Genomic DNA, 12,317 nt, shown 5'->3' with positions numbered 1-12,317 from the left:
GACAGAGATGTACTGGATGGAGAAGAACACAGAGAATATAGAGAAGATAATGTCTAAGTCTTATAATCTGTTTGAGATAATCAACGATAAAAAGGACTCTGATAGCTGGGGTGATAGGGCGCTTGACATTGCAAGGGACATACATGAGATAAAAAAAGAGAACAGTCTGGCCATTCGGGGTATAAAGGAGATTACAAGAAGCGAGCTTAAAGACGAAGGAATGAAGCTGAAGGAAATTGTGAACATACTGTTTGAGGCCATGAAAAGGGAGATAAAGGAATCTAAAAAAGACATAAGGCTCTTCTTTAGCACTGAATGCAATTTCTACACTTCCAAACACTACTATCTTATGTCCATGTTTAGAAACCTGATTATGAACAGCATAGATGCGATTCCGGAATCTAAGCAAGGTGGACATATTAGCATAGACCACAGTATGGACAGAGAAAAGCATGTCTTTGAGATTTCGGACAATGGAGAAGGTCTGGACGAGGACGGACTTAATCATGTGTTTTCACCGGGGTTTTCGACCAAGATAAACTACGATACAGGAGAGGTGAACAGAGGGCTTGGGCTCTCTATAGTCAAGAAGATAGTGGAGGAGGAATTTGGTGGAGAAGTTAGCGTAAGCTCAGTCTATGGCGAAGGAACTGTTTTTCGCATAGTTATTCCAAAAGCCTATATAGAGGGGGATAAACTGTGAAAATATTCATAGTAGAAGATGATGAGAATATAATAAGAATACTGGAAAAGATAATAATGGACAGAAAGCTAGGGGACGTTGTAGGAAGATCCACAGAAAGCACTAGCATAGTAGAGGATATAAAGATACTGAGGCCAGATATTGTGCTTGTAGACCTGCTTATGCCGGCCAAAGACGGAATAAGTCTGATCAAAGAGGCGAAATCAGTATACCCAAATATTCACTACATTATGATATCCCAGGTTTCGTCTAAAGATATGATAGCCAAAGCCTATGAAAGTGGAATAGAGTACTATGTGTCGAAGCCTCTGAACGCAGTCGAGATAGAGAATGTGATAAAAAAGGTTGAAGAGAAAATAGATATGAAGAAGAAGCTTGTGCAAATTCAAAGCCTGTTTTCTGAAGACAAAAAAGATGAAGGCTTTAAATCGAAGAATGAAAGCAGCGTAGAGGGAGTCAAGCGTGTTATGCAGAGGATCGGCATTATAGGAGAGTCGGGAAGTCAGGACATCATAAACTTAGCTAGCTATTTGATGGAGAGTGGAGAGAGCATGGCGGACTATACTGTAAATGAGCTCTGCACAAAGTTCAGCGACAGTCCAAGGACAATGGAGCAGAGAATAAGGAGAACGGCTACTACTGGACTGATCAACTTGGCCAATATAGGAATAGAGGACTATATGAACGAGATATTTACAGAGTATTCAAGCGGGCTCTACAGCTTTGAGCAGCTTAAAGTAGAGATGGACTATATTCGTGGGAAGTCAGACAGAAGAGGCAAGGTGAACATAAAAAAGTTTATTGATGGGTTGATATACTCAGGCAGGACTGAATGAATAGGAGGCTAGATAGCAGTGAAATGCTTATCTAGCCTCTTATGTTTTTAAAAAGGAACATAATTTTGTTACTTTGCGAAACATGGAGTAGTAATTCGAAGGACGAAAATTATAATTACGTAACAACAAAAAGAAAGGATGATAATTATGGACATGTTTGAGAGGTCAGTCGATTTTCTAAACACTATTTTATGGGACTATTTGTTGATATTTGGGCTTATAGGAGTTGGGATATTTATGACCATAAGGCTTAAGTTTCTCCAATTCACAAGAGTTTTTCCGGCACTAAAGAAGATGGTAGTAGACATAGTAAAGAAGAAACCAGTTGAGGAGGGAAAGATGTCACCTTTTCAGGCCCTTTCAACTGCGGTGGCGGCTCAGGTTGGTACAGGAAACATAGTGGGGGTTGCAACGGCAATAGCAGCAGGAGGACCAGGAGCAGCATTTTGGATGATAGTATCTGCATTCTTTGGAATGGCGACGATATTCAGCGAATCTGTCTTATCACAGAAGTACAGAGAGACGAAAGATGGAGAAGTCACCGGAGGCCCTGCTTACTACATAAAAAATGGTCTCAAGTCCAAGAATTTGGCAATGTTTTTTGCGGTGACGTGTATAATATCACTCGGTATAGTTGGAGTTATGGTTCAGTCTAACTCGGTGGCTGGGTCTGTCAGCAGCGCATTTGGAGTTCCTGTAGTGGCGACTACAGCAGTGCTTGCAGTGACAGTGGCTTTCGTCTTAATGGGTGGAATGGAGAGGATAGCATCTTTTTCAGAAAAAGTTATACCTGTTATGGCTGGACTATATATAGCTGGAAGTGCGGCTATAGTGGTTATGAATATCGGGAATCTGATACCGGCAATTGAGAGCATTTTTCTTGGAGCTTTTTCACCTGAAGCAATAGGAGGAGGAGTGCTAGGAGTCACTGTTCAGCAGACTATTAGATTTGGACTTGCCAGAGGGCTTTTTTCAAACGAAGCTGGGATGGGATCCACACCTCACTCTCATGCTGTTGCAGATGTTCCACATCCGGCGGAACAAGGGTTCACAGCAATGATAGGGGTGCTTATATCGACTTTTATCATCTGTCTTTCAACTGTTATGGTGAATATGACATCCGGTTCTTACGACGTTGGAATGTCAGCAGCAGAGATGACTAAGAACGCAACCGTTATGACTCAAAACGGCTTTGCAACAGGATTTGGATCGTTTGGAGGTATGTTTCTTTCTATATGCCTGTCGTTCTTTTCACTTACCACAATAGTAGGATGGTACTTCTTTGCGGAATCGAACGTGAAGTTTGTATTTAACTCAAAAGCCAAGACTCTAAACACATTCAAAGCGCTGGCACTCACAGCACTTGTAATTGGAACTATGATAGACGCTACTTTTGTGTGGAAATTGGCAGATCTGTTTATGGGCTTGATGGCAATACCTAATATAATAGCTGTATTCATGCTGTCGAGGGAAACAAGAGCGATACTAGACGACTATGACAACTGTGTGAAAGAAGGAAACGTACATTGGGACTACGAATATCAGGATCTGGCAGAGGAAGAGCAAACGAGCAGAAAGCCGGTGCTGAGAAAGGGAATAGGCACTACTATGATAAAGTAGACAAAATATTTTTTTAAGCTGAAAAGACAACGTTTTCATAGAAAGTCTATGCTATATTTGCATAGGCTTTTTGGTTTGCTAAAAAAGAATTGCTTACATGAAAATTTTTTTTTAGATAGAATAGTAGTACGGGGAATTTTCTATTGTGTGTTAGATTTTTTCAGAAAGAGGGGTAGATTTCGATATGTTTGAAGTAGGCGATTACGTTATTTACGGCGGAGAGGGGGTGTGTGAAGTTGAAGATATATGCACTCTAGACTTCAAGGACTTGGACAAGAACACGCTTTACTATGTCCTCACACCTATATACAGGAAGAAGACTGTAATTTACGCTAAAGCAGAAGGTGCAAAGACTTTTATGAGGCGTGTGATTACAAAAGACGAAGCGGAGAATCTCATAAATGGTATAACATCTATCGATACGCTGTCTATAAGCGAAGGGGAAAACAGGAAGGAAATCTATAAGGATGTGCTCCACTCATACAAGTGCCAGGAATGGATAAGGCTTATAAAGACGCTCTACTTGAGAAATAAAGAGAGGCTAGATCAGGGCAAAGATAAGTTGAAGCTGGAAGAAGATTACCTTAAATTATCAGAAGAATACCTTCATGGAGAGTTATCTGTAGCGCTTGACATGAAAAAAGAGGATATAAGAGGCTATATATTGAGAAAAGTAAATAGCATGGAAAAACAGGTTGTGCAGAAATGAGGAGGCTGGACAAAAAGACCATAGAAGACTGCGACTGCCGCTACTGCAAATACTACAGGAAGTCTAGCTGTGAACTAGAAGTGTGTTTTATGGATGTAGATATTATATTAAAGAGTGACAGGAGGATTTAATTATATGCCAAGAAATGCAAAAGAGGGTTTTTTATTTGGAATAAGTTTCTGTACTATCATGGCCTTTTCGATGGGGCTTATAAATATATCGATAGGAATGGGTGGACTGAGTAAAGCGTCGTTTATTACAAGTGTAAAAGCGTTCCCGATTACATTTCTGATTGCTTTTGCAGTTGAAAATCTGATTGTGGGTCCGACGAACAAGAAGTTCTTGAAAAAGTTTGTAGCTGAAACCGACAGTGTTAATGCCAAGATATTATTCAACTGTGTCTTCATAGTCACCATGATGTCGATTATAATGACTTATGCAGGTAGCATGTTAGGCGGAGAAAGTATAAAAGGGATCAGTTCCAAGTTTTTCACTGTATGGCCTAGGAACTTCTGGGCGGCTTTCTTTGTAAACATAGTGCTGGCGGGGCCAATCAGCAGAGTTGTTTTGAGATTTATCCAGAGAAATGAGATGGCAGTCGGCGATGAACTAAGCGAAGCTTAAGTAGGCAGTGGATATTCACTTCGGTATATGCTAGAATTAGACTAGGAAAACTAAACTGTTATTGAAAGGAAGAATGAAATAGTGCAAAGTAATATAGAGAAAATAGTCGAAGCGGTTACATATATCGAAAACGAGGGGCTTAAGCTCAGAGATGAGGCCAAGGCAGCCAGAAAAACGCCAGAGCTTTACAGAGAGCTGTCCGAAAAGAAGCAGGAGATATACTCTTTAAAGGAAAGCTTCTTAGAAGTAGCCTCTAAGCAGAAGCTTTTAGTCACAACAGGGTATATGGCGCAGAAAGTAGGCAAGTTCAAGGCGAAACTGTATCAGAATAAAGTCATAGGAGATTCAAGCGAGACGCTGATTACAAGCTTCAAGCCTTGCAAAGCTTCAAAAGACTGTAGAAACAACAAGCTTGGAGACATAGGGCTTATGTCTTACAGAGAGCTTGAAACGGATCTTGACTTTGAAACGGCTATGGAGATAGTAAGAGGGTATGTCGAGGAAAACAAGTCTTTGATATCTAAAGCAAAGACAGCTAAGAGCGCTCTTAAGACCGAAAAAAAGAAGTACGATATAAAGGAAACCAAGTCTGTAAGCCTTGAAAAGCTAAGGGTTGTAAAAGACATTCACGTGGAGTCATCTCTGAATAGAGAGAAATACGCTGAAAAGAAGTCGGAGCTGGAAAGGCTTATATCAGAGAACAAGGGTAAATACCCTAAGTCTGAAGCCATAGTGGTGAAAAAGACGAAAGATCCTGAAGACAGAAGAAGAGTTGTATACGAAATAGAAGACGGATTCAGGCGATTTGTAATCTCGAAAGAGCTCGGACTTGCAGAGGTGCAGGTTGGAATAATAGAAGAATAGTTTTGAAAATAAGAGAACCGCCCGAAAGGGCGGCTCTTATATTTTTTGGGTGACTACGAGTATATCGTCTTCCTGGACCAAAGTGTTGCCATCTGGGATGACTACGTTTTCGCCCCGCTTTACAAGGACGACTATGGTGTCGTCGTAGAATTTTATTTCAGAGAGCGTCTTTCCAGGCCAATGCTCCCTGTCATATGCATGTATCTCCTTAAGCTCAACGCCGCTTGCAGACTTAAAGCTTCTGGCAGTCAAGACTACACTGTCCCCGTCTTGAAGCACAGTGTCTCCTTTCGGTATTATGACTTCCTCACCTCGAAGCACTGTAGCCACTACTGTATCAGGCGGTAGGCTTATCTCCTTGAGGGATTTTCCGGACCATTCGTGATTTTCTTTGACCTCTACACTTATGAACATGATCTCGTCTTCGTCTATATAGTCGTTGAAAGTACGAAGGACATTTTCGCTGTCGTCTATCATATCCAGTTTTCTTGAGATATAGGGAAGAAGCGATCCTTGAAGCCCCATAGACAAGAGCACAATGCAAAAGACTATGTGAAATATGTCGTTTTCAACGGGCACACCGCTTACAACCACCAGTACAGAGAAAACTATAGATGCTGCGCCTCTTAGGCCCGACAGAGAGACAAGCATCTTTTGGGGATGATGCGATTTTCCAAAAGACAGCAGCCCAAATACAGACAGGGGTCTTGCTATGAAGGTCAAAAAGAAGGCTATAGCCAAGGAAATAGGGAGTATTTCTGGAAGCTTAGATGGAAAGGACAGAAGTCCCAGCAGGAAAAATATCATCATCTGCATCAGGCTCGTAAGCCCGTCAAAGAAGTTTACAAGTGGAGCTTTGTTCTCTATAGAACTGTTTCCAAGAAAGAGCCCTACTACATAGACACTCAAGAATCCATTCCCGCCTACGAAAACTGGAAGCGCATAGGCTAGAAGAGCCACAGCCAGCACAAATGCAGTGTCGAATCCAGGTGTCAGCTTTTTATGCTTTAAAATCCAGCAAGACAGGTATGACACTACAGCCCCAAATAGGATTCCGAAAAATGGTTGGGCGAAGATCAAGTATGGAATGGAGTTAAAGCTGGACTCAAGCCCCATTACGCTCAGAAGAATTATGGTCATCATATAGGCGAAGGGGTCGTTTGCACCGCTTTCAAGCTCCAGCATGGAGGCAGTACGGTACTTCAAGTTGAGTTTCTTGGACCTGAGTATAGAGAAGACAGATGCGGCATCTGTAGAGCTTAGTACAGCTCCAATCAGAAGACTCTCCAAGATGCCTATGCCCAGCACAAAATGGCAGAGCAACCCAGTTATAAAGGCCGTGGAGATTACACCGGCAGACGCCAGCAGTATGGATTTAAAGGCAACTGGCTTGGCTTCGGACCACTTTGTACCGAATCCACCGTAGAACATGATAAATATCAGGCCTATAGTACACAGGACTTCTGCCAGCTTGAAATTGTCGAAGGGAATTTTGACAATTCCATCAGATCCAAAGAGCATTCCAAGCAGAATAAACGCCAAAAGCACTGGGACACCCACCTTGTTCGAAAGTTTATTTGCAAATACGCACAGTAGAACTACTACGGCGCTTATCAAAAAATTGAGTTCCAAAGAACCACTCCTTTCATAAAGATATACCATAATTATAACAGATTTTCACAAGCAAATTTTTTCAAAAAAAGACCAGTATTTTGTTCAAAAATTCAGATTTGTTCAAATAGAATTCACATAAATGATTTATCCTGTATATATGAAAAAAATAAAGAGAGGAGAATATATATGATCAAAAAAAGCGGAATAGCTCTTATATGTGCAGGTACTGTATTTATGTCAGGTGCGTTCGGGTTTGGAGGAGCCTATATTGCCAATATGATAGATGAAGAGTCATCTAGGCAAGCTTCTTCCGAGAATGCGGGGAACTCGGCAAATGTGGAAAACACCTCTGCAAAGAGCGGAAGCCAGAGCATCTCAATATCTGAAATATACGAGAAAAACTCAGACAGCGTCGTGGAGATAAGCACAGAGACAAAGCAGTTCGACAGGATGATGGGGCAGTATGTTTCCTCGGGAGCGGGAAGTGGTGTGATAATCTCTGGAGACGGACATATAGTTACAAACAACCATGTCATAGACGGTGCAAGCAAGATAACTGTGAGGCTAAAAGATGGAAGCGAACTCGAGGCCAAGCTTGTGGGCAAAGACAGCAGAACAGATATAGCGGTGCTCAAGGTGGAGTCAGATGGACTTAAGTCGGCGTCATTCGGGGACTCGGAGTCGCTGGCTGTGGGAGAGCAGGTGGTGGCCATAGGGAATCCGCTAGGAGAGCTTGGAGGAACTGTGACTGAAGGGATAATATCGGCGCTTGACAGGGATATAGTCATAGACGGCGAGAGCATGACTCTGCTTCAGACTTCAGCTGCCGTAAACCCAGGAAACTCAGGAGGAGGCCTTTTCAACTCCAAGGGAGAGCTTGTCGGGATAGTGAACGCCAAGTCGAGCGGGTCGGATATAGAGGGACTGGGCTTTGCAATTCCAGCCAAGACTGCGAAAGAAGTTGTAGAGCAGATAATCTCGAATGGATACGTGCCGGGAAGGCCAGAGCTTGGAGTAAGCCTTCTAGAAATACTGGACGAGAACACAGCTGCATCCTACAGGGTCCAGGAGCTTGGGGTGTATGTAGGCGAAGTGAGCAGGCAGAATGGACTCCAGCCTGGAGACAGGATAATAAGCGTGGATGGAAAAGAGATAGAGAAAGCCTCTGATATAAAGGAGATAATAGATGTTCAGTCTGCTGGAGACAAGCTGAAGATAGTGGTTTCTAGAGACGGACAGCAAGTGAGCGTCGTATCGGAGCTTGTGGAATCCATGAGGTAGTTTAAAAATATTCAAGAAATCGGGTCTGTGTTTAGCTTTTTGACGCAGACCCGATTTTATTTAGACTAACTTGGGGTATATAGACAGAAAGGATTTGGCGGGGACTGCATGATATCTTCAGATTAAAACTGTGATATAATGTATGTTCACGATAAATGTATTTGAAAAGAGAGGTTTTTTATGAAAGAAAAAAAGCGATTTAAAGATTATCAGCTAGACAATCAGATAAAGAGGGCTCTAAGCGAGCTGGGATTTCAGAGCCCATTAGAAGTCCAGGAAGAGACTATACCTAGAATACTAGAGGGCAGAGACCTTGTGGTAAAGTCGCAGACGGGAAGCGGAAAGACAGCATCTTTCGCCATACCGCTTTGCGAGAAAGTGGACCTGGAAGTCGAGGCGCCACAAGTGCTGGTGCTCGCTCCGACTAGAGAGCTTGTAGACCAGGTCAAAGAGGATTTTGAGGATATAGGAAGGTACAAAGGCGTGAGCTGCTGTGCACTCTACGGAAAGCAGCCTATAGAGAAGCAGAGAAGAGAGCTTAAGACAAACCCGCATGTCATAGTGGCTACACCTGGAAGGATGCTTGACCATCTGAAAAACAGGAATGTAAAGCTTGATCATGTGAAGTACCTCGTGATAGACGAGGCGGACGAGATGCTCATAATGGGCTTCAAAGAGCAGATAGACTATATAGTTTCAAAGTTATCGCCTGAAAGGACAACTCTCCTCTTCTCGGCCACTATTCCAGAAGAAGTTGAGTCGCTAAGCAGGCTCTACATGAGAGATCCAGAGAATATAGCAGTGAAGTCGGAAGTCCAGACTATAGACAAGATAGAGCAGCTTTACTATGCAGTAGAGGGTCTTAAAAAAGTGGACTTTATAAAGAAAGTCATAAGGCACGAACAGCCTAGAAAGTGCATAATCTTCTGCAACACCCAGGAGCAGGTGAATACACTGTTCGAAATATTCGCTAAATGGGACAGAGGGACTTGTGCAGTGCATGGAGGAATGGACCAGGGTCTCAGAACGGAGAAATTGAAGGAGTTCAAGAGAGGCAAGTACAGGATTCTGATAGCTACAGATGTGGCAGCTAGAGGGCTCCATATACCTGGAATAACACATGTAATAAACTACAGCGTGCCTTTCGACAATGAGAACTACGTCCACAGGATAGGAAGGACAGGCCGTGTGGATGAAGACGGAGTTGCCATAACCATGGTGATGCCTAGCGAGATGGAGAGGTTTAAAGAGCTTGAGAAGTTCCTGGGCTACGAGATTCCCTGCAAGGGAGGATATGTGGACAGGAGGCCTAGAAGTGCGGGCAAGCACAGAAGAGGTGCGGAGAAGTTCAAAGACGACAAGCGAAAGGGAAGAGGCGCTAAAGTGCAGATAGCTGCAGGATTCAGCAACAGCAGCTTGAAGACAAAAGACATACTCTATGCCATACGCAAGATTCCGGGTGTCAGCACAGAGGACATAGGAAAAGTGGACATACTGGACAAGGTTACGAATATAAATATATACAACGGAAAAGAGAAGGAAGTCTCAAGAGAGCTTAAAAAGAGGGGCATCAGGGGCAAGATTTACAAAGTTAAATAGCCTCCAGACTAAAAACTATTTTAGAGGTGTTGGGTGTGAAGAGCAAATACCGTAGAATTGGACTAATAGCAGTGATGGAGTTTTTTGTAGTTGTAATTTCCTTTTACATGGGGTCAGTCTACCATATGATCAAGGCAGAAGGAGCAGACAGCTTGAACGGGCCTTTGGCTTCGGAATTCGTTCCGCTGCTTCTGGGCATACTTATAGGCCTTATAGGGCTTGGATATATGGCGCTGGTGCTAGTGGAAAACAGGGTACATTTGCACAAGAAGAGCGTCTTGGATTCGCAGGTCAGCGTAGACAGTCTGACAAGTGCCTACACTAAAAGCGCAGGAATAAAGGATTTAGGAAATTCATTTGAGCTGTTTAAGTCTGGAGAGGGAAGTCCAGCCGTAATATCCATAGACCTAGACAATTTCAAGAATGTAAACGACACATACGGACATGACGTCGGGGACAAAGTCTTGAAAAGCGTCGCGGAAAAGATAAAGTCGAATGTGCGGGGAACTGACAAGCTCTACCGATGGGGCGGAGACGAGTTCATATTAGTATGCGGCGGAATGAAAAGGGAAAGCGTGATGTCTTTTTGCAAAGGGCTTATTTTGCATATATCAGAGCTGGAGGAAGAGCTGGGAGCTCACTTCAGTGGAGTTACAATATCGGCAGGAGTTTCCTACTTCTCGGAAGAGGACAGGAGCTATGAGGACGCTATCAAGCGGGCAGACGAGGCCATGTGCGATTCAAAGAGCAAAGGAAAGAATCAGGCTATAGCAAAAATATAGACTAAATAGAGAGGAAGATGAGAGGATGGAGAACTTCACATATTACAGCCCCACAAGATTTCTATTTGGAAGAGGAAAAGAGCAAGACACGGGAAGATGCATAGGCGATTTTGGAGGCAAGAAAGTGCTATTGCACTACGGAGGAGGTTCGGTAGTTGAATCCGGACTTCTGGAGAGAGTGAGAGAGTCGATAAAAGCTGAAGGCATAGAGTGCGTGGAGCTAGGAGGAGTCAAGCCCAATCCAAGGAGCGGTCTGGTGTATGAGGGTATTGAACTTTGCAGAAGGGAAAAGATAGACTTTATACTTGCGCTAGGAGGCGGAAGCGTCATAGACTCTGCCAAGGCTATAGCAGCGGGCGCCATGTATGAAGGGGATTTCTGGGACTTCTACTCGGGTAAGTCCGTGGTGGAGAAGGCTATTCCGCTAGGGACAGTTCTGACTATAGCAGCGGCAGGCAGTGAGTCCTCGTCGGCCAGTGTAATAAGCTTGGAGACAGGAGAAGGAATGGTAAAGCGGTCTACTATGTCTGACGCTTTGAGGCCCAAGTTCTCGATTATGAATCCGGAGCTTACTTTTACGCTTCCGCCATACCAGACTGCCTCAGGAATTGTGGACATGATGGCGCATGTCATGGAGAGGTACTTTACAAACACAAGAGGAGTCGGAGTTACAGACAGACTCTGCGAAGGCACCATGATATCTATAATAGAGGAAGCGCCTAAGGTCATGGAAAACCCGAGAGACTACGAAGCAAGGGCCAATATAATGTGGGCAGGGACGATGGCCCACAACAACATCTGCGGAGTTGGAAGACAGCAGGACTGGGCAAGCCATGGGCTAGAGCACGAGCTGTCAGCCCTTTACGACTGCGCTCATGGCGCAGGGCTTTCGGTCATATTTCCCGCTTGGATGGAGCACGTTATGTCTCACGATGTAATGAGATTCGCCCAGTTTGCAAATAGGATATTCGGATGTGAGATGGACTTTGAAAACCCCGAGGTCACAGCCAAGAGGGGAATAGAGTCGCTTAAGAGCTTCTGGAAGTCCATAGGGATGCCTATCAGCTTTGAGGAGATAGGAGCAAAGTCGGAAGATATACCGCTGCTGCTGGATATGCTTGACCTTGAGAACAGAAACCTAGGAGTCTTTGTAGAGCTTACGAGAGAAGACTGCGAAGCTATATACAGGATTGCATCTAGATAGGAAGAGAGACTTATGAAACTTAAAGACAGAGAAGAGAAAGAATTTCTATGCCATATAGAGGACATAATGAGCCACAGTGAAGTCAAAAAGATGAAGCAGTTTATGCAGCATGGGACCACAGATACTTTGACTCACAGCTATACCGTGGCCTACTATAGCTGCTGGGTATGTTACAGGCTGGGCATAAAGTTGGATATAAGGAGCATAGCCAGAGGAGCAATGCTTCACGACTTCTACCTATACGACTGGCATATTCCAGACAAGAGTCATAGGCTTCACGGGTTCTTCCACCCTGCCAAGTCGCTTAAAAATGCGGAGAATCATTTTGAGTTGGGGGATCTGGAAAAAGATATAATAGAGACACATATGTGGCCCCTTACAATCAGGAAGATCCCCAAAAGCAGAGAGGCCTTGATAGTCTGTTTTGTGGACAAAATATGCTCTTTGGTAGAGATATTTACAAATAAAAAACTGGACTAAA

General features: G+C 43.6%; 12 protein-coding genes. 11 read left to right on the top strand and 1 reads right to left on the bottom strand.

Features of this window, described 5'->3' with window-relative positions; all coding sequences use genetic code 11:
* Window positions 1–16: 16 nt before the first annotated feature.
* The 6 genes from EUAN_RS12730 (at window position 17) to EUAN_RS00805 (ending at window position 5,356) form a co-directional block, all read left to right on the top strand.
* Window positions 17–703, top strand: coding sequence for a sensor histidine kinase (locus EUAN_RS12730; protein WP_211266231.1), 687 nt, complete (start codon window positions 17–19; stop codon window positions 701–703).
* Window positions 700–1,539, top strand: a complete 840-nt coding sequence (locus EUAN_RS00825; RefSeq protein WP_071060684.1) for a response regulator — start codon at window positions 700–702, stop codon at window positions 1,537–1,539. Before EUAN_RS12730 ends, EUAN_RS00825 begins: the two co-directional genes overlap by 4 nt.
* A gap of 147 nt (window positions 1,540–1,686) precedes the next feature.
* Window positions 1,687–3,159 carry an alanine/glycine:cation symporter family protein gene (locus EUAN_RS00820; protein ID WP_071060682.1) on the top strand — a complete coding sequence of 491 codons (1,473 nt, stop codon included), beginning with the start codon at window positions 1,687–1,689 and terminating at the stop codon, window positions 3,157–3,159.
* 184 nt (window positions 3,160–3,343) lie between these two features.
* Entirely contained in the window at window positions 3,344–3,868 is a 525-nt protein-coding gene (locus EUAN_RS00815) for a CarD family transcriptional regulator (protein ID WP_071060680.1), read from the top strand.
* Window positions 3,869–4,003: 135 nt separating this feature from the next.
* Window positions 4,004–4,492, top strand: coding sequence for a DUF2798 domain-containing protein (locus EUAN_RS00810; RefSeq protein WP_071060678.1), 489 nt, complete (start codon window positions 4,004–4,006; stop codon window positions 4,490–4,492).
* 81 nt (window positions 4,493–4,573) lie between these two features.
* The gene (locus tag EUAN_RS00805) at window positions 4,574–5,356 is read left to right on the top strand and encodes a hypothetical protein (protein ID WP_071060676.1); all 783 of its coding nucleotides are present in this window, start codon (window positions 4,574–4,576) and stop codon (window positions 5,354–5,356) included.
* A 36-nt stretch (window positions 5,357–5,392) separates the two neighbouring features.
* On the opposite strand, the gene EUAN_RS00800 is transcribed toward EUAN_RS00805, so the two are convergent.
* Entirely contained in the window at window positions 5,393–6,988 is a 1,596-nt protein-coding gene (locus tag EUAN_RS00800; RefSeq protein ID WP_211266230.1) for a potassium/proton antiporter, read from the bottom strand.
* Between the two features lie 168 nt (window positions 6,989–7,156).
* On the opposite strand from EUAN_RS00800, the gene EUAN_RS00795 reads away from it, so the two are divergent.
* The 5 genes from EUAN_RS00795 to EUAN_RS00775 all read left to right on the top strand — a co-directional run bounded on the left by EUAN_RS00795 (window position 7,157) and on the right by EUAN_RS00775 (window position 12,316).
* Window positions 7,157–8,251: a S1C family serine protease gene (locus EUAN_RS00795; RefSeq protein WP_071060672.1), complete on the top strand. Its 1,095-nt coding sequence runs from the start codon at window positions 7,157–7,159 to the stop codon at window positions 8,249–8,251.
* Between the two features lie 180 nt (window positions 8,252–8,431).
* Complete coding sequence (locus tag EUAN_RS00790) at window positions 8,432–9,850, top strand: DEAD/DEAH box helicase (RefSeq protein WP_071060671.1); 1,419 nt, start codon at window positions 8,432–8,434, stop codon at window positions 9,848–9,850.
* 35 nt (window positions 9,851–9,885) lie between these two features.
* Complete coding sequence (locus EUAN_RS00785) at window positions 9,886–10,632, top strand: GGDEF domain-containing protein (protein WP_071060669.1); 747 nt, start codon at window positions 9,886–9,888, stop codon at window positions 10,630–10,632.
* Window positions 10,633–10,657: 25 nt separating this feature from the next.
* Entirely contained in the window at window positions 10,658–11,836 is a 1,179-nt protein-coding gene (locus tag EUAN_RS00780; protein ID WP_071060667.1) for an iron-containing alcohol dehydrogenase, read from the top strand.
* 12 nt (window positions 11,837–11,848) lie between these two features.
* Window positions 11,849–12,316: an HD domain-containing protein gene (locus EUAN_RS00775; RefSeq protein ID WP_071060666.1), complete on the top strand. Its 468-nt coding sequence runs from the start codon at window positions 11,849–11,851 to the stop codon at window positions 12,314–12,316.
* Window position 12,317: the final 1 nt, after the last annotated feature.

The sequence above is a fragment of the Andreesenia angusta genome (assembly GCF_001855385.1).
GTDB classification, from domain to species: Bacteria; Bacillota; Clostridia; order Tissierellales; family Gottschalkiaceae; genus Andreesenia; species Andreesenia angusta.
This window is presented reverse-complemented; position numbering and strand designations above follow the sequence as displayed.

What these genes read in the sequence shown, in the direction of transcription:
- EUAN_RS00790 (WP_071060671.1), top strand. Translation starts at nt 8,432, where the DNA reads ATGAAAGAAAAAAAGCGATTTAAAGATTATCAGCTAGACAATCAGATA.
- EUAN_RS12730 (WP_211266231.1), top strand. Translation starts at nt 17, where the DNA reads ATGGAGAAGAACACAGAGAATATAGAGAAGATAATGTCTAAGTCTTAT.
- EUAN_RS00795 (WP_071060672.1), top strand. Translation starts at nt 7,157, where the DNA reads ATGATCAAAAAAAGCGGAATAGCTCTTATATGTGCAGGTACTGTATTT.
- EUAN_RS00810 (WP_071060678.1), top strand. Translation starts at nt 4,004, where the DNA reads ATGCCAAGAAATGCAAAAGAGGGTTTTTTATTTGGAATAAGTTTCTGT.
- EUAN_RS00815 (WP_071060680.1), top strand. Translation starts at nt 3,344, where the DNA reads ATGTTTGAAGTAGGCGATTACGTTATTTACGGCGGAGAGGGGGTGTGT.
- EUAN_RS00780 (WP_071060667.1), top strand. Translation starts at nt 10,658, where the DNA reads ATGGAGAACTTCACATATTACAGCCCCACAAGATTTCTATTTGGAAGA.
- EUAN_RS00775 (WP_071060666.1), top strand. Translation starts at nt 11,849, where the DNA reads ATGAAACTTAAAGACAGAGAAGAGAAAGAATTTCTATGCCATATAGAG.
- EUAN_RS00820 (WP_071060682.1), top strand. Translation starts at nt 1,687, where the DNA reads ATGGACATGTTTGAGAGGTCAGTCGATTTTCTAAACACTATTTTATGG.